Source organism: Micromonospora sp. NPDC023869 (assembly GCF_055559695.1).
The window spans coordinates 109,072-135,565 of sequence record NZ_JBVHKD010000010.1; the positions used below are offsets into that span (position 1 = coordinate 109,072).

23 protein-coding genes are annotated in these 26,494 nt (G+C 73.5%); 12 read left to right on the forward strand and 11 right to left on the reverse strand.

Translation table 11 applies throughout. The annotated features are described in order from the left end of the window. The first annotated feature begins 193 nt into the window (after positions 1-193). Together ACZ31C_RS24795 and ACZ31C_RS24800 are read left to right on the forward strand one after the other, a co-directional pair. Positions 194-1,396 carry a hypothetical protein gene (locus tag ACZ31C_RS24795; RefSeq protein WP_465797297.1) on the forward strand — a complete coding sequence of 401 codons (1,203 nt, stop codon included), beginning with the start codon at positions 194-196 and terminating at the stop codon, positions 1,394-1,396. A gap of 137 nt (positions 1,397-1,533) precedes the next feature. Continuing rightward, entirely contained in the window at positions 1,534-2,748 is a 1,215-nt protein-coding gene (locus ACZ31C_RS24800) for a S8 family peptidase (RefSeq protein WP_465797298.1), read from the forward strand. Positions 2,749-2,857: 109 nt separating this feature from the next. On the opposite strand, the gene ACZ31C_RS24805 is transcribed toward ACZ31C_RS24800, so the two are convergent. Together ACZ31C_RS24805 and ACZ31C_RS24810 are read right to left on the reverse strand one after the other, a co-directional pair. Beyond that, positions 2,858-3,772, reverse strand: coding sequence for a hypothetical protein (locus ACZ31C_RS24805; protein WP_465797299.1), 915 nt, complete (start codon positions 3,770-3,772; stop codon positions 2,858-2,860). Further along, positions 3,759-5,786: a serine/threonine-protein kinase gene (locus ACZ31C_RS24810; protein ID WP_465797300.1), complete on the reverse strand. Its 2,028-nt coding sequence runs from the start codon at positions 5,784-5,786 to the stop codon at positions 3,759-3,761. The genes ACZ31C_RS24805 and ACZ31C_RS24810 overlap by 14 nt, the downstream gene beginning before the upstream one ends. Positions 5,787-5,995: 209 nt before the next feature. Between ACZ31C_RS24810 and ACZ31C_RS24815 the strand changes: the two genes are divergently transcribed. The 3 genes from ACZ31C_RS24815 (at position 5,996) to ACZ31C_RS24825 (ending at position 9,564) form a co-directional block, all read left to right on the forward strand. Further along, positions 5,996-6,694, forward strand: a complete 699-nt coding sequence (locus ACZ31C_RS24815) for a hypothetical protein (protein ID WP_465797301.1) — start codon at positions 5,996-5,998, stop codon at positions 6,692-6,694. A 127-nt stretch (positions 6,695-6,821) separates the two neighbouring features. After that, positions 6,822-8,957 (forward strand): sensor histidine kinase, encoded by a 2,136-nt coding sequence (locus tag ACZ31C_RS24820; protein ID WP_465797302.1) that lies wholly within the window; start codon positions 6,822-6,824, stop codon positions 8,955-8,957. Then, positions 8,929-9,564, forward strand: coding sequence for a response regulator (locus tag ACZ31C_RS24825; RefSeq protein WP_465797303.1), 636 nt, complete (start codon positions 8,929-8,931; stop codon positions 9,562-9,564). Before ACZ31C_RS24820 ends, ACZ31C_RS24825 begins: the two co-directional genes overlap by 29 nt. A gap of 90 nt (positions 9,565-9,654) precedes the next feature. On the opposite strand, the gene ACZ31C_RS24830 is transcribed toward ACZ31C_RS24825, so the two are convergent. The 3 genes from ACZ31C_RS24830 to ACZ31C_RS24840 form a co-directional block, all read right to left on the reverse strand. Next, complete coding sequence (locus ACZ31C_RS24830; protein ID WP_465797304.1) at positions 9,655-10,206, reverse strand: AAA family ATPase; 552 nt, start codon at positions 10,204-10,206, stop codon at positions 9,655-9,657. Between the two features lie 156 nt (positions 10,207-10,362). After that, positions 10,363-11,241, reverse strand: coding sequence for a hypothetical protein (locus tag ACZ31C_RS24835; protein ID WP_465797305.1), 879 nt, complete (start codon positions 11,239-11,241; stop codon positions 10,363-10,365). 148 nt (positions 11,242-11,389) lie between these two features. Continuing rightward, positions 11,390-12,589: an MFS transporter gene (locus ACZ31C_RS24840; protein WP_465797306.1), complete on the reverse strand. Its 1,200-nt coding sequence runs from the start codon at positions 12,587-12,589 to the stop codon at positions 11,390-11,392. Between the two features lie 58 nt (positions 12,590-12,647). Between ACZ31C_RS24840 and ACZ31C_RS24845 the strand changes: the two genes are divergently transcribed. Next, positions 12,648-13,628, forward strand: coding sequence for an ArsR/SmtB family transcription factor (locus ACZ31C_RS24845; RefSeq protein ID WP_465797307.1), 981 nt, complete (start codon positions 12,648-12,650; stop codon positions 13,626-13,628). Here ACZ31C_RS24845 and ACZ31C_RS24850 read toward each other — a convergent pair. The 3 genes from ACZ31C_RS24850 to ACZ31C_RS24860 all read right to left on the reverse strand — a co-directional run bounded on the left by ACZ31C_RS24850 (position 13,615) and on the right by ACZ31C_RS24860 (position 17,209). Continuing rightward, positions 13,615-15,612 (reverse strand): copper resistance CopC family protein, encoded by a 1,998-nt coding sequence (locus ACZ31C_RS24850; RefSeq protein ID WP_465797308.1) that lies wholly within the window; start codon positions 15,610-15,612, stop codon positions 13,615-13,617. The two genes, ACZ31C_RS24845 and ACZ31C_RS24850, sit on opposite strands and share 14 nt — an antisense overlap. A gap of 118 nt (positions 15,613-15,730) precedes the next feature. Beyond that, complete coding sequence (locus ACZ31C_RS24855; RefSeq protein ID WP_465797309.1) at positions 15,731-16,459, reverse strand: DUF2470 domain-containing protein; 729 nt, start codon at positions 16,457-16,459, stop codon at positions 15,731-15,733. 36 nt (positions 16,460-16,495) lie between these two features. Then, a complete protein-coding gene (locus ACZ31C_RS24860) occupies positions 16,496-17,209 on the reverse strand; it encodes a DUF2470 domain-containing protein (RefSeq protein ID WP_465797310.1) in 714 nt (237 codons plus the stop codon). A 47-nt stretch (positions 17,210-17,256) separates the two neighbouring features. Between ACZ31C_RS24860 and rpsD the strand changes: the two genes are divergently transcribed. From rpsD to ACZ31C_RS24880, 4 genes are all read left to right on the forward strand, one after another. After that, complete coding sequence (rpsD, locus tag ACZ31C_RS24865; RefSeq protein ID WP_357216987.1) at positions 17,257-17,865, forward strand: 30S ribosomal protein S4; 609 nt, start codon at positions 17,257-17,259, stop codon at positions 17,863-17,865. A 129-nt stretch (positions 17,866-17,994) separates the two neighbouring features. Continuing rightward, positions 17,995-18,300 carry a DUF6403 family protein gene (locus ACZ31C_RS24870; RefSeq protein ID WP_465797311.1) on the forward strand — a complete coding sequence of 102 codons (306 nt, stop codon included), beginning with the start codon at positions 17,995-17,997 and terminating at the stop codon, positions 18,298-18,300. Beyond that, positions 18,297-19,658 carry a hypothetical protein gene (locus ACZ31C_RS24875; protein ID WP_465797312.1) on the forward strand — a complete coding sequence of 454 codons (1,362 nt, stop codon included), beginning with the start codon at positions 18,297-18,299 and terminating at the stop codon, positions 19,656-19,658. The genes ACZ31C_RS24870 and ACZ31C_RS24875 overlap by 4 nt, the downstream gene beginning before the upstream one ends. Further along, positions 19,655-20,680 (forward strand): hypothetical protein, encoded by a 1,026-nt coding sequence (locus ACZ31C_RS24880; RefSeq protein WP_465797313.1) that lies wholly within the window; start codon positions 19,655-19,657, stop codon positions 20,678-20,680. The genes ACZ31C_RS24875 and ACZ31C_RS24880 overlap by 4 nt, the downstream gene beginning before the upstream one ends. Here the strand turns inward: ACZ31C_RS24880 and ACZ31C_RS24885 are convergent. Both ACZ31C_RS24885 and ACZ31C_RS24890 read right to left on the reverse strand, forming a co-directional pair. Continuing rightward, on the reverse strand, positions 20,621-22,126 hold the full coding sequence (locus ACZ31C_RS24885) for a DUF2207 family protein (RefSeq protein ID WP_465797314.1): 1,506 nt from the start codon (positions 22,124-22,126) through the stop codon (positions 20,621-20,623). The two genes, ACZ31C_RS24880 and ACZ31C_RS24885, sit on opposite strands and share 60 nt — an antisense overlap. Further along, positions 22,126-22,722, reverse strand: coding sequence for a LemA family protein (locus ACZ31C_RS24890; protein ID WP_465797315.1), 597 nt, complete (start codon positions 22,720-22,722; stop codon positions 22,126-22,128). Before ACZ31C_RS24890 ends, ACZ31C_RS24885 begins: the two co-directional genes overlap by 1 nt. Before the next feature lie 239 nt (positions 22,723-22,961). Between ACZ31C_RS24890 and ACZ31C_RS24895 the strand changes: the two genes are divergently transcribed. Both ACZ31C_RS24895 and ACZ31C_RS24900 read left to right on the forward strand, forming a co-directional pair. After that, positions 22,962-24,995 (forward strand): NAD(+) synthase, encoded by a 2,034-nt coding sequence (locus tag ACZ31C_RS24895; RefSeq protein WP_465797316.1) that lies wholly within the window; start codon positions 22,962-22,964, stop codon positions 24,993-24,995. Positions 24,996-25,162: 167 nt separating this feature from the next. After that, positions 25,163-25,579 (forward strand): cold-shock protein, encoded by a 417-nt coding sequence (locus ACZ31C_RS24900; protein WP_465797317.1) that lies wholly within the window; start codon positions 25,163-25,165, stop codon positions 25,577-25,579. Positions 25,580-25,582: 3 nt separating this feature from the next. Here ACZ31C_RS24900 and ACZ31C_RS24905 read toward each other — a convergent pair whose 3' ends face one another. Next, positions 25,583-26,461: a metallophosphoesterase family protein gene (locus ACZ31C_RS24905; RefSeq protein ID WP_465797384.1), complete on the reverse strand. Its 879-nt coding sequence runs from the start codon at positions 26,459-26,461 to the stop codon at positions 25,583-25,585. Positions 26,462-26,494 lie beyond the last annotated feature (33 nt).

Here is a 26,494-nt window from a genome sequence, read left to right on the forward strand (position 1 = left end):
GTGGGTACGGCCGGGATGCCCGTCGACCGGCCTGGTGCCCTGCGCTCGGCCGCGCCGATTCACGAGCGCGGCCGAGCGCTGGCGCGTGCCCCTCACTCCCGTAGGGACGGTAACCTGTGAGCGATAACATAGCAAGAAGTCGATGAGCTACCCCCGACGACGGAACGGCACCGGAGGCGGGAGACGATGGGGCGTGCTCGACGGGCTTGACGAGATCGAGTGGCGGCGCCTCGGCCACGCCTACGGCGCCGCCGACGATGTGCCCGGATATCTGCGGGACCTGACCTCACTCGACCCGGACGTCCGGATGGAGACGCTCGGCAGCCTCTATACCACCATCGTCCACCAGGGCAATCGCTTCCAGGCGAGCGCGTACGCGGTGCCGTTCCTGCTGGAACTGCTCGCCGATCCGGCCGTCCCGGAACGGGGGGACGTCGTCGGGCTGCTGGCCGCTCTGGCGATCGGCCAGGACGCCACGGCACTGCCGGACGGTGTCCCGGTGGCCGCGTTCCGTCGGGCCGCCGAGGGTGGGCGGGAACTGCTCGCCGCCAAGCCGCCGCCGTCGCGCGGAGGGAATGGGGCACCGAAGGAGTACGTCGAGTACACCTACCTCGAATCCCTCACCGAGGCCGACCGGGATCGACTGTGGGCGTACACGCATCTGGCGGTCTACGACGCGGTACGCGCCGGGGTGCCGCTGCTGCACCGGCTGCTCGACGAGGCCGATCCGGGGCTGCACGTGCCGGCGGCTTACGCGCTGGCCTGGTTTCCGGAGGAGGCCGCCGGCAGCCTGCCCGCGCTGGCCGGCGCGATGGCCGGGGCGGGTCCAGCCGGGAGGGCGTCCATGCTGGTGGCCGGCGGCCTGCTCGGTGCTGCGCCGGACATCGGGCTGCTCGACGACCCGGACCCGAGGGTGCGGTGGGCCGCCGCGGTCGGGCGGGCCCGGGTGCTCGGCGCGCGGGCCGACGAGGTGACCGCCGAGACGCTGCTCGCCTGGGCCGCCGACCCGCCCGACGGAGCGGCGCCGGACGACGGGTGGGTGCCGTTCCTCGACGGCGACCTGGCCGGCTACGCGGCGCTCGCGCTGCGGCATCTCGGCCCCGGGTACGCCGACCGCGCGTTCGACGCGCTGCTGCACCGGTTGCCCGGCGTGGACGGCGAGCGGGCGTTGACCGTGCTGGGCGAGGCGCTGCGGTCCGCGTTCCCGGACGGGCCGCTACCGGCCGGGACCCCGGCCACGGCGTTGACGTCCCAGCAGCGGCGTCTCGCCGAGACGCTGGCCCAGGCGACCGGCCCCTGGCTGCTCGACGGGGTGGAGTTCGGCAACGTCTCGATGCTGGTCGCCGAGCACGGACTGCCGCGCAGCCGCACGGCGCTGCGCGGGTACCTGGACTAGGGCCCGGCGTCTGTCACCCGCGACCTACCTCGGTACCAATCCGTAACATCCACAGACTTATATGTCGGCCCGCACCCCGCTAGCCTCCTGACATCGAAGATCATCCACGACGGATGGTCTGCTTCCAAGGAGGCTCCGTGTCACAAGCACGCCTACCTCGTCGGCGTCGTGTCGTGCTCGCCGCCGGCATCACCGCGACCGCCGTCGTCACCAGCCTGCTCGCGCTGCCGCAACCCGCGATGGCCGCGGGCGGACCGTACCGGGCCGCCGCCGTACCGGTCACCACTCCGCAGGCCGCCGGTGACGTCGCGGTGATCCCCGGCGCGTACGTCGTCACCATGAAGGCCGGCGCCGACGCCACCGTGCCGGCCCGCGCGCTCAAGGCCGCCCCCTCGGCCTACTTCAGCCGCGCGGTGAACGGCTTCGCGGCCCGCCTCACCGCCGCGCAGGTCGCCGAGCTGGCGCACAACGCCAACGTGGTGAGCATCGAGCGGGACGTGCTCCAGTACGACGTCGTCGACGCCACCCAGACCAACCCGCCGGCCTGGGGCATCGACCGGATCGATCAGACCACCCTGCCGCTGTCGCGCAGCTACACCTACAACTCGACCGGCACCGGCGTGCACGCGTACGTGATCGACAGCGGCATCCAGGCCAACCACCCCGACTTCGGCGGCCGCGCCCAGTTCGCCTACAACGCCATCGACACCAACAACACCGACTGCAACGGCCACGGCACGCACGTCGCCGGCACCATCGGCGGCACCAGCCACGGCGTCGCCAAGAACGTCCGGCTGTACGGTGTGAAGTGGCTCAACTGCTCCGGCGGCGGCACGCTGTCGGCCGCCATCGGTGCGGTGGACTGGGTCACCCGCAACGCCAACAAGCCCGCAGTCGCCAACGCCTCCTGGAACTACACCTACAGCGCCAGCCTGGCGACCGCGTTGACGAACATGATGAACAGCGGCGTGTTCCTGGCCGCCTCCGCCGGCAACACCGGCGGCAACTCGTGTGACCGGCTGCCGCGCAACCTCACCGCCGCGCTGGTGGTCGCCGCCACCACCAACACCGACGCGCGGGCCAGCTACTCCTCCGTCGGGTCCTGCGTGGACATCTATGCCCCCGGCTCGGGCATCCTCTCGACGTACCCCACCTCGACCACCGCCTCGCTCAACGGCACGTCGATGGCGACGCCGCACGCCGCCGGGGTGGCCGCCCTCTGGAAGGCGACCAACGGCGACGCGAGCCAGGCGACGGTGCACAACTGGATCGTGGCCAACGGCACCAGCGGTGTGGTGACCGGCAGCCTCTCCGGCACCCCGAACCTGCTGCTGAACAAGAAGAACCTGTAACCGGACACCGGGTGTCCCCGCCGCTCCCCCGGCAGGGACACCCGGCCTCTCCGCACCCGCGCGCTCGGACTCGACGGCCCGCCGCTGTCGGGCCGGGGCCACCGTCCGGCTAGCGGATCTCGGTCACGTGGGCACAGGCGAACGGCAGCGACACCGAGACAGCCCCACCCCGGCTCTCGTCGGCCAGGCCGGCGATCTCGACGCTGCCGGCGGGCCGGTCGGCCGTCCCGTCGCGTACCGTCACCTCGGCCCGGAACGAGTCACCGGCGACGAGTTGACTCAGCCCGGCCGGGCGGCGGCGTGGTTCGGCGTACACGGCCGACATGCTGGTCAGGTAGCGCCCGGAGTGGCGCAGCAGGACCAGGGTGAGCGCGGAGGTGTCGTCGTCCACCTGATACCGGTCGCCGGACCGGGTCAGCACGAACTGGCCCTGACCGCCCACCTTGGCCTCGGTGTCGAAATAGAGGCTCACGGTCAGCGTGCCGTCGGCCTTGGAGCGGTAGCACCGGGTCGTCGCCACCCAGCCCGGTGACGCCCCCGGCAGCCCCCGGCCCTCGATCCCGATCTCTGCCCGGGTCACCTCGGTCACGGTCGCCGTGCAGGCCGGATCGCCCTCCAGACCGGCGAAGACCAGCCGGTCGCCCCGACGCAGCAGGTCACCCGCGACCCCGCCGAAGCCGGCCAGCAGGGCCACCTCGGTGCCGCCCAGGTTGCCGAAGGTGAGCCGGTCGACCCGGTGCCACTGACCGGCCGCGAGCATCGCGGACAGGTCCCGGCACCGACGCCCGCTGGCCAGCGTGATCCGGGTGTCGGACGACTCGACCGGCACCACGTCGGCGGCGAGGTACAGCCCGGGGAAGGCGGCCGGTGGCGCGCCGTCGTCGGTCGCACCGACGCCACCACCCGGGCGGCCCTCGGGGGCGGTGTCCGGGGTGGACCCACCGCCGGTGCAGCCGGTCAGCGCCAGCACCACGGCCAGGCCGAGCGTCACCGCCCCGGTGCGCCACCGGTCACGTCTCGTCATGGAAGTACCTCACCTCGGGGCATCGCGGGTCGGTGGTCACCCGGACCACCGGCCAGGAGAGCCTGCTGAACGGGAACGAACTGCCGGCGAGCAGGATCTCGACGTCGCCGACCGGCCGGCCGACGCGGTAGTCCGCGAGTATCTCGGCCCGGGTGTTCAGGAACGGATAGAACCGCAGGACGCCGTCGAGGAACTGGTTGCCGCCCTCGCCCTTCATGATGAAGAAGGGCTCCGGGCCGCCCTGGTTGTTGGGCGTGACGCTGATCCTGTTGTCCTTGCCGGCGAAGCCCTTCGGGACGTGCACCCCGGTCGCCGCGCCGGCCATCTGCAACAGTTGGCCGCTCTGCGCGCCGCTGTAGCCGGCGGTGCCGGTGAACGGTCCGGCGAGCCCGGCGCAGCTGACCAGGTCGACGTAGACCTTGGGCAGCTTCGCGAGGATCAGGTTGACCTCGCCCGCGCCCTGGGCCAGCACGATGTCGGACCCGTGGTACGTGACCTCGATGGTGATCTGCTGTGCCGGCAGGCCCGCCTTGACCAGGACGTCCCGGAGCAGGTCGAAGTTCTTGCCCACGCCGAAGCCGACCGGGTTGCTGAGCAGTCCGTAGACGTCGCCGAGCTCGAACGGGAGGCTCTCCTTGTCCAGCGAGGCGATGTAGGTGGCCTGGCCGGTCAGCTTCTCGCCCTCGCCGCTCGGATCCTCGACCGGCGGCTTGAGTTCCAGCGTGGCTACGCCGTCGGCACCGGTCTTGACGCCCCGTTGTGACGTCACACTGTCCGCCGAGACCGCCTTCAGCAGTTGGGTGCCGCCCTTCTGGATGGTGCCGACCTGCGGCTGGATGCTGCTGAACCGGACGGTGAAGTCCTTCAGCGGTCCGCTCCTGGGCACCGAGACCCCGGCCAACGCGTAGCAGTCGATCTTTTCGAGCGCCGTCTCCAGGTCGAAGGTCGCGGTCGCGGTCAGCAGGACGTGTTCGGCCCGGCTGCCCGCCGTGTGCTTGAAGTGCGTGCTGGTCTTGTCGGCGCTCAGCGAGAGGCGGGCGCCCAGCAGCAACAGGATCGCGCTCGCCGCCGCCGCCGACTTGCCCCACACCTCGTCGGCCTTGCCCACCCGGTCCTGCGCCTCGTCGGAGAGATTCTTGATCAGGCTGTCCTTGAGGTAACCCTTGATCGAGTCGACGATCCCCTTGGCCACCGGGTCCTGCGGCGACCCGAACCGTCGGGTGAGCGCCTTGCACGGCCCGTCCGAGGCGTACGCGACCCCGCCGCCGACCAACCGGTCGAACGCGCCGGGCCGGGCCGCCGCCCGGGGCTGGGCATCGTCGACCACCTCGACCAGACGGCTGGTGGCGTGCCCGAGCAGCAGGACCGTCTGCAACGGGTCCAGGTACGCCGTGTCCGGATCGGCCCCGGCGAACAGCACCTGCTGCCGGTGCCCCGACAGGGCCCGTACGCCGGCTGCCGCGGTGACGAAGATCGGATGGTGGTCCGGTTCCCGGGCCCAGCCGGCGACGGCGGTGGTGACCTGAGCGAAGGTCATCTTCTTCCGGGTCAGCCCGACCGCGTCCAGCAGCTCGGCGAACTGGTCCACCGTGTACCGGTCCCCCGCCCGGGTGGCGGCGGCCAGCAGCGGCAGCAGCTCGGCGTAGACCGGTGCGTCGTGCAGCGCCACCTGGTCGGGCATCGCCACCACCGGCCCGCGTACCGACACGATCGGGTGGCCGGCGCGGCGCAGCAGTTCGGCGGTGGCCGCCGCCGACCGGGTCGGGTCCCCGGCGTGGATCTCGGTGACCAGACGTTCGGCCGCCTCCACCGGATCGGCCGGCAACGTGGCGGCGACCGCTTCGAGGGCGGGACGGTCGACCCCGCCCGACGGCGGTGGATCCTCCCGGTCGGCGGTGCAGGCGGAGGCGACGAGCGCCAGGCAGAGCAGCGCCACCACAGGTGGTCGCCACCGGTGGCGGGTGACGCCGCGTGGCGCGGGGACACCTCGTGCCCGGCAGGAGGTGCATGTCATCGGTGTGGGTCCTTTCCCGGCTGGGCGGTGGGCACCGGGCAGTGCCACCCCCGGCATCAGACCGGCCGGCCGATCCCGGTCACCAGGGACCGATGTCCCGGCCGGTCGGGAACCTCACGCACCGGTGGACCGCGACGCCCCATGCGGACCGGGTCGGCCCGGCGGCAGGCTGCGAGACGACGAACCGTCCGCCCGAGAAGGAGACCACCATGCGTCCCGCCACGTTGCCGGAGAACCCGCCGAGCGCTCCCCCGCCGGCACCCGTACGCCCGCCGCGCGCCTGGGCCCTGACCGGTGCCCTCGGCGGCCTGGTCGGCCTGGTCGGCATCTTCACCACCGCGAGCCTGACCGCCCCCGCCGAGCAGTACCGCGCCGACAACGCCGACTACGTCGCCGCCCTGGCCGACCGCGCCGGGTACGTCTGGGCGCACCAGGTGGTGACGGTGGTCGCCATCGTCTGCCTGGCGGTCTTCGCGGCCGGGCTGCGGCGCTACCTCGGGGCGCAGGAGCCGGCCGGCAGCCTGGTGCCCGCGCTCGCCGCCGGTGGGGTCGGTCTGGTGCTGGTCGGGCTGCTGATCGGCGGCGGCATCTCCACCGAGCTGTTCTTCTCGCTGAACGCGGCGACGGAGTACGACCCGGACGTGATCGCGCCGCAGCTCACCATCTACGCCACCATGGCCTGGCTCTGGGGCGGGATCGGGCTGACCGCCGCCGCGGTCGCGGTCGGCGGACTCCGGCACGGTTCGGTGAGTCGCTGGTTCGCGGTCTTCAGCGCGGTGGTCGCCGTGCTGATCGCGGCCACGCAGCTCGCGCCGGTGCAGTACATCTCGCTGGTGCCCGGCGGGATCTGGCTGGTCGTCGCCGGGGTGGCGTTGGCGTTGCGTCCGCGTCCGGGCGGGCGGCCCTGACCGTGCGGGGGTCATGGTGCGGCACCGGCGGGGCCACGCGCGGGCACCGGCCCACCGTGGCGACGACGGTGCCGGACCGGTCGCCCGATTCGCCGACCCGGACCCACGGTCTAGTCTCGGCGACGCCATGACCACCGAAGAGACCGCCGTCGCGCCGGTCGCGGTCGCCGACCGGAGGCGAGCCGTACGCGGACCGCGTCCCGCCTGGACGCGCCGCGCCGCGTGGTCGCTGTGCGGTGCGTCGCTGCAACTGGCCGCCGTCGCGGTGGGTCTGGCGGTGCTCAACGGCGGCTCGGTGGGCGACATGTCACACCTGCTGCTGGTGATCTCGTGCGCGGTCGTGGGCGCGGCGATCGCCGCCCACCGTCCGGACAATCCGATCGGTTGGCTGGCCCTGACCAGCGGATTCTGCTTCTCGCTCCAGGAGGCGTGCGGCCAGTACGCCGCGTACGGGCTGGTGGTGGCGCCCGGCCGGGTGCCGTTCGCCGAGGCGCTGGCCTGGCCGCAGAACTGGCTCTGGGTGCCCGGCAACGCGGCCATGGCGCTGATCCTGGTCTTCTTCCCCGACGGTCGACTGCTGTCGCCCCGGTGGCGGCCGGCGGTGTGGACGGTGGTGCTCCTCGGCGTCGTCGCCATGGTCGGCGGGGCACTGCGACCCGGCGCCAACGAACAGATCAGCCCGGTCAGCGTGGTCAACCCGCTCGGCGTGCCGGGCTGGCAGCCCGTCGCCGACCTGACCGCCGTCCTGGCCACCCTGGCCAGCGCGATCATCTATGTGGCCGCCGGCTGCACCATGGTGTGGCAGGCCCGCCGGGCCCGGGGCGTGCGCCGCCAACAGGTCAAGTGGCTCGGGTACGCGGTCGCGGTCGCGGTCGGTATGGTGGTCGCCCGACTCGTCGCCGGTCTGACCGACGCGCATCCGAACATCTGGCCGCACGGCAACCTGTTCTGGGACCTGGCCGGCGGCCTGAGCGGTGCGTTGATCATGGTGGCCGTCGGTATCGCCGTCCTGCGGCACCGGCTCATCGACATCGACCTGCTGATCAGCCGAACCGCCGTGTTCGTCGCCCTGTCGGTGGCGGTCGGCGGCGCGTACGTGCTGGTCGTCGGTCTGCTCGGGGCCGGCTTCGACGCCTCGGCGAGTCTGCCGGTCTCGTTCGTCGCGGCGGCCGTGGCCGCGCTGATCCTGGCGCCGCTGCGCGGCTGGCTGCAACGTCGCGTCAACCTGCTGGTGTACGGCGAACGCGACGACCCGTACGCGGTGCTGGCCCGGCTGGGACAGCGGCTGGACCAGACCCAGGACGCCGCCGCCGTACTCGCCACCAGCACCGCGACGGTCCGCGAGGCGCTGGAGCTGTCCTACGTGGAGATCGAGACGGTCGACGGACGGTCGTACCGGCTGGGTGTCCCGCCACCCGACCCGGTGCGGCTGCCGCTGGCCGCCAACGACACCGTCGGTCACCTGCTGCTCGGCCCCCGGATCGGGGAGACCACACTCGGCGCGTGGGAACTGCGCCTGCTGCGCGACCTGGCCCGGCACATCGGTGTCGCGGTGCAGGCGGTGGGCGCCCTGGACCGGGCCCAGTCGCTCGCCGCCGACCTGCAACGCTCCCGCGAGCAGTTGGTGCTCGCCCGCGAGGAGGAACGGCGGCGGCTGCGTCGCGACCTGCACGACGGCCTCGGGCCGACACTTGCCGGGTTGACCATGCGCGCCGAGGCGGCGCAGGAACTCGGCCCGGGTCCGCAGACCCAGCGGCTGCTGGAGGAGATCGTGGTGGACGCGCAGACCGCCGTCGCCGACGTCCGGCGGCTGGTCAACGGGCTGCGGCCACCGGCGCTGGACACCATGGACGTCATCGCGGCGTTGCGGTCGCACATCGCCGGCTGGCCGGACGACGGGCCCCGGGTGGTCTTCGACGCCCCGCCGGTGCTGCCGGAGCTCTCCGCGGCGGCCGAGGTGGCCGCCTACCGCATCGCGGTGGAGGCGCTGAACAACGCGCGCCGACACGCCCGGGCCACCCAGGTGCAGGTGCGGCTGCGGGTGTCCGGCGGGCGGCTGTGCCTTCAGGTCCACGACGACGGCCAGGGCCGCCGGCCCGACCGGCCGGACGGCGTGGGCATGCACTCGATGCGGGAGCGGGCCGAGGAACTCGGCGGCTCCTGCGTCGTCACCTCGACACCGGGCGCTGGCACGCTGGTGACCGCTACCCTGCTCACCGGCACGGAGGAGACCGATGGACCAGATCCGGACCCTGCTGGTTGACGACCACGCGCCGTTCCGGGCCGGGTTGCGCGCGCTGCTCGCCACCAGTCCCGACATCGAGGTGTGCGGCGAGGCGGCCAGCGGCGAGGAGGCGCTGACCGTACTCGCCCGGCTGCAACCCGACGTGGTGCTGCTCGACCTGACCATGCCGGGGATGGGCGGCATCGCGGCCACCGAGCGGATGGTCCGGATGAGCCCGCACGTCCGGGTGCTGATCCTGTCCATGGCCGACGACGACGATTCGGTCTTCGCCGCGCTGCGGGCCGGTGCCCGGGGGTACGTGCTCAAGGGCGCCCGCCGACTGGAGATCATCCGGTCGGTGCGGGTGGTGGCCGACGGCGAGGCGATCTTCGGCCCGGCCATCGCCACCCGCCTGATGGGCTACTTCGCCGGGCTGGACCGCGCCGAACCGGCGTTCCCCGAACTCACCTCGCGGGAACGGGAGATCCTGACGCTCATCGCCGCGCACCTGACCAACCCGCAGATCGCGACCCGGTTGGGCCTGAGTACGAAGACCGTTCGCAACCACGTCTCCAACATCTTCGCCAAGCTCCAGGTCGCCGACCGGGCCCAGGCCATCAGCGTGGCCCGTCGACAGGGCCTCTGAACCGGGGCGGTTCGATGCCGGGGCGGTCCGATGAGCCGGGGCGGCGCGCTGGTGTGGCGGTGCGCCGGGCGGGCGCGCTGGTGTGGCGGGTCAGCGGGGCGGTGCGCCGGGCGGGTGGGGCGGCAGGGCGGCGAGCCAGTGCTCCAGCGCCTGCGGGGTGTCGAACAGCAGCACCGGCGGCCCGGCGGGGTCGTGCTGCCAGGCACGCATCCGGGCGCGTTCACGGGCGTACCCGGTGAGGTGCCAGACCAGGACGGACTCCGAGGAGAGCACGCTGCCCAGCGACTCGCGGTTGCCGTTGCAGATCTCCTCCCCCGTGCGGAGCCGGTCCACGGTGCGGCGCAGCAGCCGCCGGAAGGAGAGCCCACGCGGGTAGTCCAGCCCGATCACCAGGTCGGCGCGGGCCAGCGGCACGTCCCGCCAGCCGTGGTAGGCCCCGTCGAGGATCCACCGCTCCCGGCGGCAGATCGCCTCGATCCGGCTGCGCTGCACCGCGACCGGCACCTCCACCCAGCCGGGTTCCCAGAGCAGGTCGTCGACCGGGTGCCAGGGCAGCCCGAGCCGGTGGGCCAACTGCTGCGCGAGGGTGGACTTGCCGGAGCCGTGCACCCCGTACACCAGGATGCGAGTCGGGCTGTTCATCGCGCGGCAGCCTACCGAGTGATCTTCACACGGTCGACCGGGCCCAGATCTCGGTACGGATCCGCCCCTGCGGCAGGGGCGCTTTGGCACCAGGATCCTGGTCGGCACGGGATCCGCCGGGCGGCCGGGTCGGGTGACCGGCCGCCCGGTCGGGATTCAGCGCCTGTTGGCGAGGTCGCCGCAGTCCGACTCGTCGGGCAACAGCGGCCGCAGGGTGACCCGCCACTGCTTGCCGTCGGAGGTCCACGGCGTCGCCATGTTGGCGCTCGCCGCCGCACCGAGCAGCGAGCGCACCTCGTCACCGGTGACCGTCACGCAGCCCAACCCGAGGTCCTTGCTGAGGGCCGTGCCGGGCAGAGCCGGCCCCGGCCAGGCCACGTCGGGCTGCTCACCGGCCTCGCTGTCGGCCACCCACGGCTCGGCGACGGCCGCGACGGCGGTCGGCGCGTACGCCGTAGTGTCGCCCAGGGTGTCGCCGAGCGGGCCCGACGGGTCGGTCAACGACTCGGCGAAGGCCCGCAGCTTGTCCCGGGCCGACTGCTGCTCGGCGCTCAGGCCGCTGTCGGCGCCGGTGGCCTCGCCGAGCGCGTAGACCTCGGACTCCTCCACGCCCTTGTCACCCAGGAGGGTGAACCGGGTCGAGGCGGCGTCCGCGACCGGCGGGGTCCCGAGATCGGAGACTCCCCCGACACCGGCCGCCCGGGCCTGCGCCACCAACTTCTCGACCTCGTCGGCACTGATCGTGCGGACCTGGAGGTTGGGCAGGGCCGGGCCGGGATACTGCAGCGTCGTCGGCCCCTCGGTGATCACCCGCCCGTCGCCGTAGACGCTGATCGCGGGCAGCCGGGTGGCCAGCATGGCCGGCGTGACGAACCCGCCGACGTAGTCCATCCGGAACACCACGGAGTCCGCCGAGTAGGAGCGCTCGGGAGAACCGGCGTCGTCCGCGCCGCCGGCCCCCTGCTGGCCGCAGGCCGCCGAGGTCAGCAACAGCAGGGGAAGGACCGCCAGCCGCCCGCTTCGATGAATCTTCATGCCGATCCGACGTATCCGGAGCCCGATCGGTTTCTTCCGCCGTCATCTTTCGCGCGCGTCGGGCTCGGATGTAAGGAGGGGACCCCTTTACCTCACCAGGCGTTAGTAGGGGTCCCCTCCTTACATCTCGTCCTCGGCTGTCAGCACATCAGGCTTGGGCCGGTTCGGCGGCGGTCGGCGACACCTCTGGCCGGGTGTGGCGCAGTCCTCGGGTGAGCAGCAGCGTCGTCGCCAGGGACAGGGCAGCCAGCACGGCCACCGCCCGGTGGGTCGGCATCACGTCGGCGACCGCGCCGGCCAGCGCCGCGCAGACCGCCTGCCCGGTCAGCATGCCGTTCTGTTGCAGGCCGAGCACCTGACCGCGCGCCTGTGGCGGGGAGTGTGCCAGCAGCCGCTCCTGCAACGGCAGCGAGGCCGCGAACCCGATCGAGGCGACCATGGCGGCCAGCACCGCCAGCGGCAGGCCCGGACGGACCAGGAAGACGAGGTACGGCAGCGGCAGCAGCAGCCGCAGTGGCAGCACCCAGCGCTGCCGCGTGGCCGGCCCGAGGAACCGGCCCACCAGCACGTCACCGGTGAGCATGCCGAGGGCGCCGGCGGCGAAGAGGAAACCGGCGCGGTCACCGGCGTACGGGAGGAACAGCGCCTCACAGCCGACGACCAGGCCGTTGGGCACCCACAGGTTGAGGTACAGCGAGCGGCGTCCCGGATCGGCCCACAGTTCCCGGTTGATCCGCATGGTCCGGGCCGTCGAGGTCGGCGCGTCCGCCCGGGCCGGTCGCTCCCGCAGCCCGAACCAGGTCACCGCCACCGCCACGGCCCGCAGCCCGGTGGCGACCAGGAAAACCTGGTACGGACTCAGCCAGATCAGCAGCACGCCACCCGCCCCGAAACCGGCGATCTGCATGACGCCGACGCTCACGTTCAGCGTGGACCGGCCGAGCACGTACGCGCCGGGCGGCAGGATGTCGTTGAGCAGCGCCCACCGAGCGCCGCCGGTGACCGACCCGACGTACGCGACCGTCAGGATCAGGGCGAACCTGGCCCACAACGGCAGCCCCGGCAGTGCCTGGAGGGCCGCGCCGGCGAGCGCGACGAGCGCGGCGATGGTCAACGCCCGGCGAGGCGGCAGGCTGTCCGCGGCGGAGAGCAGGGTCAGGCTGCCGAGCACGCTGGCCAGCGGCGCGCCGAACATGCTGAGCGCGGTGAGCAGGGCCGACCCGGTCGCGACGTAGGTGAGCGAGCCGAGCGCCAGCGCCGAGGTGGTGTGCGCGGCGATGCCGGCGCAGTTGGCCACGAAGAGGTTGCGGAACTCGTGGACGGCGAACAGCTCCGAGTAGGTTCTCACTCCGACGATCCTCGGCGCGGGTCGCCGCGCGCCCTACAGTTACGGCTGGAGACGAAACATGTCCGTCTGGCAGGTACCGGTGGATCTGTTGGCGCACAGCCGGTTCGTCATCTCGCCGATAACCGACACCGTCGCCGCGTTGCGGGCGTTACACAGCCCACGTCGACCGTGGCAGCATGCCTGGCGCCGCCCGCACCTCGACGCGTACCAGCGGATGCTGGCGGCCCGGCCGCTGCTGCCGGCGTTGCTGGCGGCGGCGTTCCAGCCGCGCTGGACCGCCGACTTCCTCACCCTGGCCCCTGCCACGGCCGCACCGACGTTCGCCGAGGAACTGACGGTCGTCGCTGCACGCGGCGACGACCGGATCCGGGCCGATCTGCGGGCGGCCCGGCCAGGGCCACTCGCCGAGCCGCTGCGCGGCGACGGGCTGACCGAGCACGTGGTGGCCCTGCTCGACTGGGTGTGGACGCAGACCGTGCGACCGGAGTGGCCGGCGCGGGAACGCCGCCTGCGGGCCGACGTGGTGGCCCGCACCGCCCGGCTCAGCACCCAGGGCTGGGCGGGCGTACTCGCCGACTTCAAGCCCGCCGTGCGGTGGCTCGGCGACGGCCATCTCCAGGTCAACGAGTATCCCGCACCGCCGCTGCCGCTCGATCGGGCCGAGCAGTTGGTGTTCGTCCCGGCGCACTGCGCGCGTGGCTGGGTGCTGTGGGACCCACCGACCCGCTTCGGCATGGTCTATCCGGCCAGCGGCATCCTCGCCGACGACACCCCACCGATGCCGGACGGGCTGGACCGGCTCATCGGTCCGCACCGCGCGGACATCCTCGTTCGGCTGGCGAACCCGCTGAGCACGTCGCACCTGGCGGCGGTCACCGGGCTGTCCCTGGGCGCGGTCGGTGACCATCTGCGGGTGCTCCGCGACGCCGGCATGGTGACCCGGCGCAGGTCGGGCCGGGAGGTGTTGTACTGGCACACCCCGCGCGGCGCCGCCCTGGCCGGGGTCGGCGCGGCGGCCGTACCGGTCATTCCACGGTGACGGTGTACGCCGCGGTGTGCACCTCGCCGTCGGCCTGGAAGTCGAAGAAGGCTCGGTACCGGCCGGGGCTGGGCGGGGTCAGCCAGAACGTCACCGCGCCGTCGACCAGTTCCTGCTCGGGGTGGACGTGCACGAGACCCAGGTCCCCCTCCCGGATCAGCACCAGGTGCCCGTACGCGCCCAGGTAGCGTTCGAGTCGGGCCGGCTCGGTGCCACCGGTGCGGGTGACCCGCAGTGCCAGTGGCGTGGTCACGCCCACTGTGGGCGTGCCCTCCAGCGCGACCGCGTACGGCCCGGTGGTCGTCTCGCGCTGCGGCGGCGGCAGCCCCGCCGGGGTGTACGCCCCGGGGACGTGGTGGTCGACGCCGAGCACCAACGGCAGTTGTCGACCGTCGGTGGTGGTGACGGAGAAGTCGGCGTAGACGCGGTGGTCGCCGGCCCTGTCCAGGGTCAGCGGGACGCTCCAGGTGCCGTCCGGCGCCATCGTCGGGTGCAGGTGCTGGTAGCCGCCGAGGTCGTTGCCGACCACGATCAGGTGCAGCGGCTTCTCGTGCACCACCGCGAACCGGGTGGCCGGCTGCCCGTCGGGGCCGAGGATCCGGAACCGGTAGTCGAGGACCTTGCCGGCCTGTTGCGTCCGCAGCACCGGCTGGAGGGTGTAGCCGCTCACGCTGACCTGGGTGCCGGTCGCCTGGCCGGTGCCGTCGCCGGGGTGCGTGTGCGGTCCGGTGCCCGACGGGTGCTGGTGTCCGTCGCCCGCCCCCGCTCCGGCGACCGGGGACCCGACGGTGGCCGCCTGCTGGCCGCCGGTGCTGGTCCGTGGCTCGCCGGTGTCGAGGCGGCCCAGCCCGAATCCGGCCAGCAGCGCCACCACCAGCCCACCGACCAGCAGCACCAGTCGGGTGTCACCACGCCGGTTCTCCGGGCCGGTGCGGGCCGGTGCCGAGCCGTCCGGTGGGTCGACGACCGGCGTTTCGCGCTCGGTGGTGGCGAGCGCACCGACCGGGACGCCCGCCGGGGACTCTCCACCGGCCGCCGACGTCGCGCTTCCGCGCGCCGAGGACTCCGCCACCACCGTCGAGGTCGTGGCTGCGGCGGTGGCGGCCTTCCGCCCTGACGCCGGCTTCTTCGCGGTGGTCGCCGGGACGGCGTTCGCGCCGGATCGACGTCCGGTGCCGGATCGGCGGGTGTCGCCCCGGGGCCGGGCGGGTCTGCGGTTGGGGCGGGACCGGCCGGCGGGGACACCGCTGGGGCGGCGACGCAGGACGAGCAGGGCCGCGACCGCCGCGCCGAGCGCCACCGCGCCGGTGAGCCAGGCGAGCCATCCTGCACCGCCCCCGCCCCCGCCGTCGCCGGAAGAGGAGGGGGGCGCGGTCATCGCCGGTGCGGGGGCCGCCTCGGGTGAGGCGGCGGGTGTCGCGCCGGAACCGGACGTCCCGTGCTGCTCGGCGGCGGCGAGCAGTGCCGGGGCGGGCTGGTCCGTGGGCGCCTGCCAGCCGGCGGGTGCCTTGGTGACCGGTCCGGTGTAGCGGAAGCTCATGGTGCCGCGTACGGTCTCGCCGTCGGAGGCCACGGAGAGGTAGCTGACCGAGTAGCGGCCGGTCGCGGGCAGGTGTGCGAGGGTCAGCACCGCGGGGAAGCCGGTGGCGTACTCGCGTGGCTCGAAGACGCCGTCCACCAGGAAGTACTCCCGGACCGGGCGGTCCAGCGGCGTGGGCGTCCCGTGCGTCCAGCCGTTGTCGACCCGGGCGCCGCCCGGCGCGGTGACGGTGAAGTACGCGTCGTCCCGGACCTGCTCGGTGAAGTACAGCTCCACCGTGGTCAGCGCGGTGTCGACGGTGGCGCCGTCCGCCGGTGTGGACGTCGCCAGGGTGCCGTGGGCGGCGGCCGGTGGAGTGGACGCGAGGAGGACGGCGGCCGAGGCGAGGACGAGCGCGAGGAGGCCCGAGACCACGCGTCGGGGTGCCGCTGGGAGTCGACGCATCAGGTCATCGTTGCGACGGCCGGGCTTCCATCAATAGCCCGTCATCTTTTTATTCAGATAGCAAAAGTTATGCCCTCCCCGACTCAACCTGTTGGCGTCGGCGACGAAACGGCACGGGTCAGTGTCGGTCGCACGGGTGGAAAAGCACCGCGTGCCACCGTTTCACCAGGTCCTGATGCCCGGTCAGGGGCGGGGTGAAGCAAAGCCGGTAGCAGGCGGTCCCGCCGCTGGGGGTGGGTATCGACACCAGCAGGCCGTAGCGGTCCAGCCGCAGCGGGCACGGCAGGCAGTCCGCGGGCAGGTCGACACCGGCGGCGACCAACTGCCGCCGCAGGAAGGGATAGAACTGCGTGCCGTGGTGGTCCACCAGGTCGACCAGGAGCGGTCGCTCCATCGCGGAGATCGGGTCGGGCGCGGCGGCCCGGTAGTCGGTGAGGCGTACCGGCAGGTCCCGGTCGCGGCCGGTGAGCGTGACGCGCTTGGGCACCACCTCCACGATGACCGTGTCCGTACCGACGTCGAGCAGGTCCGGGTCGGGCAGGGTGGCCGCCACCGCGTCGGCGGCGGCGCGGGCGGCGACCCCGGCCAGCGGGGCGGCCCGGCCGCCGACCCGCAACCGGCCCCAGGTCGGCGAGAACGGCAGCGGCGGTACGTCCACGACATCCACGAGCACCGAGCCGGTGATGCCGGCGAGCGGGTCGTCCCGGCGGCACAGCAGCAGGATGCGGCCGTCGGCGGCGGCACCGTGCCGCACGTCGGTCACGGTCGGCCCGCGGTACGCCACCACCGTGGCGAGCGTCGCGCTGCTGGCCAGCGTACGGGCGATCTCGGCGCTACTCGGTTGCATGGGCGGGCTCCGTTCGGGCGGGCGGCCGGGGTGCGGTCACGGGTGCGGGTGGACGCAGGTCGGGCAGCCGGGCTCGCCGCCGAGCAGGCCGGCCAGCCCCGCGCCGACGTCCTCCGGCCCGGTGAGCGGCGCGGCGAAGGCGAGTCGGACGTCGCGGTGACCCTCGGGCACCTCCAGGCGCAGCACGATCCCGTGCCGGTCCAGCCGCAGCGGGTGGATCCGGCCGGCACCGTCCCGCCGGTCGGCCGGCACCAGGGGGATCAGCCCACCGAGCACCTCGGAGTGCGCGGCGTACAGGTGGCGCAGCAGCTCGGCCTCGTACGGGGCGAGCGGGTCGGGATCGGCGGCGGCCAGGTCGTCCGGGTCCACGGTGGCGTCGCCGTCGGCGTCGACGAGGTCGGCGGTGGCGAGCGCGAGGTAGGCGGTCACGTCACCGCCGTCGAGGTCGTCCAGGGTGAGCCAGCCGGTGAGCGTGGCCCGGGCCCGGACCCGGTGGCGGGCCGGGAGCGGCGCCAGGTCGGTGATCTCGACCAGGGCCGGCACCTCGCCCGTGTCGAGCAGGTGTCGGGCCATCTCGGCGTGGGCGGGCAGCGCCACCCGGAGCAGCCCGTCGGCGTCGAGGGTGTGCCGTCCGATCAGGTCCGCGCGGTGGCGGGTGGTCCGCAGGCGCAGCGAGTCCGCAGCAGCGAGCAGCGTACGCAGTCGCTCGGCCGGTGTGGCGGTGGTCGCCGCCAGGGGTGCCTTGCTCAATGCCCCACCTCCCATTAGGTTAGCCTTACCTTACTAGAGAGGTGATGATGAATCAGTCCCGCCCGAAGATCAAGCGCTCCCGCCGCCTCGGCATCCCGCTCACCCCCAAGTGCGTGCGGTACTTCGAACGCCGGCCCTACCCACCCGGTGTGCACGGTCGGGCGCGGACCAAGGAGAGCGACTACAAGGTCCGGCTGCTCGAGAAGCAGCGCCTCAAGGCGCAGTACGACCTGCGGGAGAAGCAGCTCCGGTTGGCCTTCGAACGCGCCGTGGGCCGTCCGGGCAAGACCGGCGAGGAACTGGTGATCGACCTCGAGACGCGCCTGGACGCCCTGGTCCTGCGCGCCGGTCTCGCCCGCACCATCTACCAGGCACGCCAGGCCGTCACCCACGGTCACGTCAACGTCAACGGACGGCGGGTGGACCGCCCCTCGGCCCGGTTGCGCCCCGACGACGTGATCGCGGTCCGCGAGGGCAGCCGCGCCAAGACGCCGTTCGTGGTGGCCGCCGCCGGCGCGCACGCCCCCGAGCGGACCGCCCCCTATCTCGACGTCGACCTGGCCGGGTTGACCGCACGGCTGATCCGGTTGCCGCAGCGGGCCGAGGTGCCGGTGCGCTGCGACGAGCAACTGGTCGTCGAGTACTACTCCCGCTGACCGCAGCGGTCCGGCCGGCACCCCTCGTGGGCCCGGCCGGACCACCCGGCACCAGGGGTGGCCTGCGACGAGCTGGCACCGGTGCGCTAGACAGGTAGCCGTACCGACCCCCTCGGATGGCGGGAGCACATGTCACCATCCCTGTTCACCTGGCTCTCCGGCGGCGTGCTGCTGCTGGGCGCCGGAGTCCTCACCACCCTGCTGCCACGCCTGCGTACGCGCCGGCAGGACCGCCTGGTGGCCTGGTCGACCGCGCGGGCCGCGATCGACAGCGCCACGGTCAGCCGCGACGCGACGAGCGCCCGCGTACCCGAGGCGGACGGCCTGCTGACCCAGGCCGAGCTGCTCGCCGCCGACCACGGCGGCGTCACGGCCGCCCGCGCCGCGGCCGACCTCGCCCGCCGCGCCGACGAGCTGTGGCAGGCGCAGCGGTGACCGCGCCCCGGGGCATCCGACGCCTCGAACCGCTGCGCTGGGGGCTGCTCGCCGTCGCGGCGGTCGTGCTGGCGGTCTTCCTACTCGCCCAACAGCAGAGCATCGACGTCAGCTACGGCCAGTCCCCGGCGGTGTCGAGGCAGGTCGAGGAGGGCTCCGCCGGTGAGCTGAGCGACGCGACAGTGCCGTCCACCGAGGAGATGACCGCCCTGGTCGACGCCGACCCGGTGGTCCGCCTGCCGGGTGCCGTCGCCCGCTGGGACGAGCAGCGGGTGCGGGAGGCGATCGGCGACGAGGACACCCGCATCCTGGTCGCACCGCCCGGCCTGGACGAGGAGGAACGCAAGCGGGTACGGGACGTCAAGAGCGCCACCGTCCGGGTGATCGGCACCCAGGTCAGCGGCGGCATGTTCCAGGCCACCCCGGACACCCTGCCCGGTTGGCGGGCCCAGTTCGCCACCGGTGACGTCACCGGCCAGTTGGTCGCGCTGATCAGCGCGCTGCGCAAGGTGCCGCGACCGGCCGATCAGGACACGCTGCGCTGGCGTGACCCGAGCGGGGCGGAACTCGACACCGTCACCGCCGACCTGCGCGCCGACGGGCTGCACGTGGCGGAGGGCGCCACGCTGCGCCAGGTGCCGCAGGACGCGCCCACCGCCTTCCCCGACGGCGCCTGGTACGTCGCCCTGCCCGCCCAGCCGTACGGCGAGGCGCTCCCGGCGTACGGTCCGGCGCTGCACCGGATCTTCCCGGACCAGCCGCTGGTGGTGATGTACGGCAGTTGGATCGAGTACCACGGTCCGGGCGCGGCGGACTTCGCCGAGCTGGCCGCGACCAGCTTCTACGCCCACTTCGGCGACCGGCTCAGCCGCTACGACTACCCGCAGCAGAACGTGCTCGGCGTCTACCTGGGCCGGGTGACCGACATCCGGTACGCGGGCCTGTTCGACCGCCCATTGCCCTACCGCCCGCTGGACCCGCTACGGGTGGCGCTGCCCGCCCTGCCCTGGATCTTCGCGGCCTGCGTGGCGGGCTTCCTGGTGCTGTCGATCCGGTCGCTGCGCCGCTCCGGCACCCGCCCCGGTGACCCGCAACGCGGTGGTGTGCGGGCCCGGCTGGCCGGGCTCACCGCGCTCGCGGTCGAGGCGTCGCTGCTCACCGACGCGCGCAGCAACCCCGCGTTGACCCGGGGCATCGGCAGGCTCGAAGCGGCCCGGAAGGCGCTCGACGAGGGACTGCCGGACCGGCACGTCCGCAGGTTGCTCGACGACGCGACGGCGGAGTTGGAGGACACCGCCCGCCTGACCGGCATCCCCGGTTACCGCCCCGACCTCTATCTCCAGGGGAGGCTGTCGTGACCGGCACGCTGCGACGCGGCCTGGCCGCCCTGGTCGGCAGCACCTTCGGCTGGGCGGTGCTGGCCTGCCTGGTGCTGGCCGGGTGGGCGCTGTGGTCGGGCGGGATCCTGGACGGCCCGATCGCCCGCGAGGTCCGCGCCTCGTCGACGTACGTCGCGCCCGGGGTGGACCTGGACCGGCCCGCCGCCGAGCGGGTCATCGGCAACCGTCGGCTGGTGGTGCTGGTGATGGCGCCCGGCGACGACCTGCGGGACGCCTGCGACCAGACCCGGCAGGCCGCGAAGGGCACGCTGGTGCTGGCGATGAGCCGCGACGGCGACGACTGGGACACCTACGGCTGCTCGCGCATCCGCCAGCGCGACAGCAAGGACTTCGGCCGTGCGATGGTCGCGGAGACGGTCATCAGTCGGGGCGTGGACTCGTTCGTGGACCAGCCGGTGGAGGCGCTCAAGGTCGTCGTGGTCAACTACGACCTGCTGGTACGGGCCGGCACGGTCCCCGACGGGGCACGCACGATCAGCCCGTCGCTGCCCCGGTACCTGCTGGCGGGCGCGGCGGTCGGCGGCGTGGTCGCCGGTGCCGCGTCGCTCTGGATCGCCGGGCGGCGGGCCGGGCGGCTGGCGTCCCAGCGGCGACGCCGACGCGACGAGCAGGCCGACGAGCGCAGCGCGCTCAGTGCCGCGGCGGCCGGGCTGGCGCAGCAGATCGTCGACCTCGACCAGCGGTACGGCCAGCTCTCCGCCCGCAGCACCGGCCGGGGATACGCGCGGCTGGTCAGCGACTACACCCGGCTGCTCGGCGAGCTCTCCGACGCCGGTGCGGGCGACGTCACCGTGCGGCGGCTGCGGGAGCGGGTGGACGAGCTCGCCACGCGGGCGACCATGCTCGCGCGGGAGGCGGAGGCCCGGACCGGGAACGGTGCGGGATCCGACGACCGGTCCTCCACGGCCCAGCGGTCGGCGTCACGGCGTGGCGGTCGGCGGGGGCGTCGGCGCGACCGGCCCGGTTCCACCACCGGCTGACGGCGGGGCGTCGGGGGCGGGGGCGACCGTGCCCGTAGTGTGCCGGGAGCGGCCGTGCCCGACCACGGACAGCGCGACCACCCGCCGGGACCAGGGCCGCACCCGCAGGGTCACCACGTCGCCGTCACGGCAGCGGGTCGCCCACTCGCTGGGCAGTCCCCACGCGGTCGTGCGGTCGGCGGTGCCGTCGTCCACGGCCAGGTAGTGCAGCCAGGGTCGGGGCGGGCGGTTCTCGCCCTGGGCGGCGCTGCGCCACACCTCGATCCAGAGCACCTCGCCGGTGACGGTGCGTTCGGTGGCGAGGTCCACCAGGGTGCGGACCACGGTGTGCAGGCCGGCCAGCAGCACCAGGACCACCACCACGGTGACGCCGTTGCGCACCAGGTCGAAGATCCGTGCGGCCTGGTTCGCCGTGGACGGGGTGAGGGTGAACGTGGGACCGACGACGGTGAGCAGGTAACCGCCGACGGCGACGCCGATCGTGCCACCGGCAAGCAGGCGCGGCACCGACCGGCCGTAGCGGGGCAGCAGCCGGGGGTAGCGGACGCGTATCCGGTGCCACCTGCCGCCGTACGACGACCAGACCGACGTGCGGTCGCCCAGGCCGAGGTCGAGCACCGCACTGGCCAGGTGGGTGGCGCCGACGGCGGCCCCGTAACCCAGGTAGCGGTCCCAGATCGCCACCGCGGCCGGGGGCAGCTCGTCGAACTGCTCGTGCCCGCGCAGCCAGGCCCGGACCCCGAGCCACCGTGCCGCGGCTTGGCGGCCGAGCGCCGTGTCGCGTTCACCGGGCGACGCCCCGGCGAGTGTGGAGAGCAGGACGAAGACGGCGATCCCGGCGATGAACGGGTAGTTGCCCGACGTCGGATGCCAGCTCGCGTGGTGCAGCGCGGCCAGTCCGACCACCACGGCGGCGGCCAGCGCCGTGCCGACCAGCAGACCGGTCACGCGCGGGCCGAAGCGCCGCCGGGACAGGCCTGCGGCGCGGGCGTCGGCGATCACCTGCCCGCGCAGTCGCCTGTTCCACGCCCGGGCCCGGGCCTGGTCGCGGAAGGTCAGCGCGGTCAGTGGCAGGACGCCGTCCACCGCGAGCCCGCGCACCCGGTCCAGCACCAGTCGCTCGTACGGACGCAGCCCGGCCTCGTCGGGCGGGGACGCCGGCAGGTGCACCGTGCTCTCCATCGGGTCGGCACCGGGTTGGCGTACCTCGAAGAAGCCCCGGGCGGCCAGGTCGAGCAGGGTCGCCTCGGCCGCGTCCTCGGTCAGCGACCAGCGGTTGACCAGCAGGTTGACCACGGCGGGCGATTCCGCGCCGAGATCCGGGGTGGCCGGCGCGGGCGACACGGCGGCGGGCCGGGTGACCCACCGGACGACACCGTAGAGCAGGAGCCAGCCGACGATGGCGCCCAGGCCCATCGTCAGGTCGAGCAGGAGACGGGGGTCCATCACGAGCCGCCGCCCGGGAAGCGGACTCCGACGGCACCGCGCTCGCCCGTCCCGGCCTCGAAGTAGTCCCGCGTGCGGAAGCCAGCCGCACCGGCGATCAGGTTGGTGGGCACGGACTGCACGGTGGTGTTGTACGTCTGCACCGCGCTGTTGTAGAACTGCCGGGCGTAGGCGATCCGGTCCTCGGTGCGGGACAGTTCGGCCTGCAACGCCGCGAAGTTCTGGTCGGCGCGCAGGTCCGGGTACGCCTCGGCGAGCGCGAGCAGCCGACCGACCGCCTCGGTCAGCACGGTCTCGGCACCGGCCCGACCGGTGGGGCCGGGCGTGGTGGCGGCGGCCAGCGCACCGCTGCGGGCGGCGGACACCGCCGTCAACGCGTCGCGCTCGTGCGCCGCGTACCCCTTGACGGTCTCGACCAGATTCGGGATCAGGTCGTGCCGGCGGCTGAGCTGCACGTCGATCTGGGCCCAGGAGGCCTGCACCTGGTTGCGGCGGCGGACCAGACGGTTGTAGGCGATCATCGCCCACCCGAGCACGGCGGCCGTCAGCAGGCAGAGCAGCCCGCCGACGAGACTCGCCACGACGTCACTGCCCATGCCTGACCCTCCGGTGCCGCACCTGCGCGCCGCGACCTGCGGTGACCGGCGCGAACGGGCCGGACCCCGGTGTCGGCGGTCCGGCCGGTCCGATCATGGGGATCGGACCCGGAGGGCACAATCAGGCGAACGGCTTGGTGACCGGCCCGGACGCGTCGCCTGCGTCACAGCGGCCGGGTCGGTGAGCGGCAGCGTCGGGTCCCGGCTGGAGCCGGGACGGGTTCGGCGATGATGGTGCGGTGAACTTCCGCTCCGTCTACCAGCACGGGTTCGTCCGGGTCGCCGCCTGCACCGGGCGTACCCGTATCGCCGAGCCCACCGCCAACGCCGAGGCCGTCCTGCGGCAGGCCCGCCGGTGCGCCGCCGAGGGGGTGGCCGTGGCGGTCTTCCCGGAACTGGGCCTGTGCGGCTACTCGATCGAGGATCTCCTGCTCCAGGACGCGGTGCTGGACGAGGTGGAGACGGCGCTGGCGCACCTGGTGGCGGAGTCGGCGGAGCTGCTGCCGGTGCTCGTCGTCGGTGCCCCGCTGCGGCACCGGGGCCGGGTCTACAACTGCGCGGTGCTGGTCCACCGGGGGCGGGTGCTGGGCGTGGCGCCGAAGTCGTACGTCCCGAACTACCGGGAGTTCTACGAGGCCCGGCAGATCGGCGCGGGGGTCGACGAGCGCGGCGGGACGATCCGGCTCGGCGGCGTCGAGGTGCCGTTCGGGGTGGACCTGCTGTTCACCGCCGAGGACGTGCCCGGCCTGGTGCTCTACGCCGAGGTCTGCGAGGACCTGTGGGTGCCGGTGCCGCCGAGCGCCGAGGCGGCGTTGGCGGGCGCGACCGTCCTGGTCAACCTCTCCGGCAGCCCGATCACGGTGGGGCGGGCCGAGGACCGTCGGCTGCTGTGCCGGTCGGCGTCGGCCCGTTGCCTGGCCGCGTACGTCTACGCGGCGGCGGGCCTGGGCGAGTCCACCACGGACCTGTCCTGGGACGGCCAGACGATGATCTACGAGAACGGTGTCCTGCTCGCCGAGACCGACCGGTTCCCGGCCGACGAGCGGCATGCGGTGGCCGACGTCGACCTGGACCTGCTGCGGCAGGAACGGCTCCGGATGGGCACCTTCGACGACAACCGGCGGGCGCACGCCGAACGCACCGGCGGCTTCCGCGAGGTGCGGTTCCGGTTGGACCCGCCGACCCGGGACCTCGGGCTGCGGCGTCGGGTCGAGCGGTACCCGTTCGTGCCGTCCGACGCCGCGCGCCTGGCGCAGGACTGCTACGAGGCGTACCACATCCAGGTCGCCGGCCTGCACCAGCGGCTGGCGGCGACCGGCGACCCGAAGGTCGTCATCGGGGTCTCCGGCGGCCTGGACTCGACCCACGCGTTGATCGTCGCGGCGCGGGCGATGGACCGGGCGGGCCGCCCGCGCAGCGACATCCTCGGGTTCACCATGCCGGGCTTCGCGACCAGCGCGCACACCCGGGACAACGCGCACAAGCTGATGCGCTCGCTCGGGATCACCGCGGCCGAGCTGGACATCACCGCCACCGCGCGGCTGATGCTCCAGGAACTCGGCCATCCGTTCGGTGCCGGCGAGCCGGTCTACGACGTGACGTTCGAGAACGTGCAGGCCGGGCTGCGCACCGACTATCTGTTCCGGCTGGCCAACCAGCGCGGTGGCATCGTGCTCGGCACCGGTGACCTGTCCGAGTTGGCGCTGGGTTGGTGCACGTACGGCGTCGGCGACCAGATGAGCCACTACAACGTCAACGCCGGCCTGCCGAAGACCCTCATCCAGCACCTGATCCGGTGGGTGATCGGCAGCGGCCAGTTCGACGAGGAGGTGGCCGAGACGCTGCGCGCGGTGCTGGACACCGAGATCAGCCCGGAACTGGTGCCGGGCGCGGAGCTCCAGTCCACCGAGAGCACCATCGGCCCGTACGCGTTGCAGGACTTCACCCTCTTTCACGTGCTGCGCTACGGCTTCCGGCCGTCGAAGATCGCCTTCCTGGCCTGGCACGCGTGGCACGACCCGGCGGCGGGGAGTTGGCCACCCCACTTTCCCGAGCACAAGCGGGTCGGCTACGACCTGCCGGAGATCCGCCGCTGGCTGGAGGTCTTCTGCCGCCGGTTCTTCGGCTTCGCCCAGTTCAAGCGCTCCGCGATGCCGAACGGCCCGAAAGTCGTCGCCGGTGGTTCGCTGTCTCCGCGCGGTGACTGGCGGGCGCCGTCGGACAGTTCGGCGCAGGTGTGGCTGCGCGATCTCGCCCGCTGGGACGCGCACTGAGTGGACGGTGTGGACCCGGCCCGGACGATGGTTCGGACCGGCCGCCGGACGTAGGCTGCACTCACCGAGGGCTTCCGCTCCACCGCCGCCGGTGAGCGGCGGCGGGACGGCACGGGGCGGGGCGCGGGGTACGACGGCGGGTGGCGGTTCAGCGGAGGGAAAGTGCTGTGGCGATAGGGCGCGTGGTGCGGTTCGACGAGGTGAAGGGGTACGGCTTCATCGCCCCGGAGGAGGGCGGCGAGGACGTCTTCGTCCACGCCAACGACCTGATGGAGGGCAAGCAGGCCATCACACCGGGCACCCGGGTGGAGTTCCAGATCAAGGAGGGCGAGCGGGGCCTCAAGGGCTACGACGTCCGGGTCGTCGCGTCGGAGCGTCGTCCGGTCGCCGCCCCGGTCGCGACCGCCGGCACCGAGGAGTACGACGAGGACGCCACCTGTGACGTGCTCTCCGCCGCGGCGCTGCGCGCCGAGGTGACGGAGGCGTTCATCCAGGCCGCCCCGGATCTCACCGCGGGTCAGATCGTCCGGCTGCGGGACCAGGTGATCCGGATCGCCACCCGGCACGGGTGGACCGAAGGCTGAGGGTCAGCCGGCAGGCCCGCTGCCGACGTCCGGCGTACGGGTCGTGGGCGCGCCGCCGAACACCACCGTGCGCGGCAACTCGGGTCGGCCGCCCCGTGGCTGCCACTCGCGCGGGTAGCCCAGCGACACCTCCTGGAACGGCACCTCGTCGTGCCAGGTCGTCCGGGGGATGTGCAGGTGACCGTAGACCACCGCCGCCGCCCGGTAGCGGACGTGCCAGTCGGCAGTCAGCTCCGTCCCGCACCACTGGGCGAACTCCGGGTGGCGCAGCACGTCGGTCGGCTCGCGGACCAGCGGATAGTGGTTGACCAGGACGGTCGGCAGGCTCGGGTCGCAGGCGTCCAGCCGCTGCCGGGTGTACTCCACCCGCGCCCGGCACCACGCGTCGCGGCTCGGGTGCGGATCCGGGTGCAGCATGAACTCGTCGGTGCAGACGATCCCGGTGGCGTACGCCCGTGCCAGCGACTCCTCCTTGGTGGTGGTGCCGGGCGCTCGGAACGAGTAGTCGTAGCCGACGAACAGCGGGGCGACGACCACCGGCCCGCCGGCGCCCCGCCAGAGGGGGTACTCGTCCTCCGGGGTGTGCACGCCGAGCGTGCGGCACAGCTCGACGAGGTGGTGGTACCGCTGCTCGCCGCGCAGGTCCACCGGGTCGTGCCGGGGGGTCCACAGTTCGTGGTTGCCCGGTGCCCAGAGCACGGTGTGAAAGCGTTCGGTGAGTGTCCGCAGTGTCCACTCCACATCGGCGTACGCGTCGCCGACGTCCCCGGCGACAAGCAGCCAGTCCTGGTCGGAGCGCGGTCGCAGCTCCGCCGCGATCTGCCGGTTCTCGGCATAGCCCACGTGCAGGTCGCTGACCGCGAGAAGCGTGCCGGCACCCATGTCCTCGTCCACCCCCGGTCTGCGGCCCGTCGC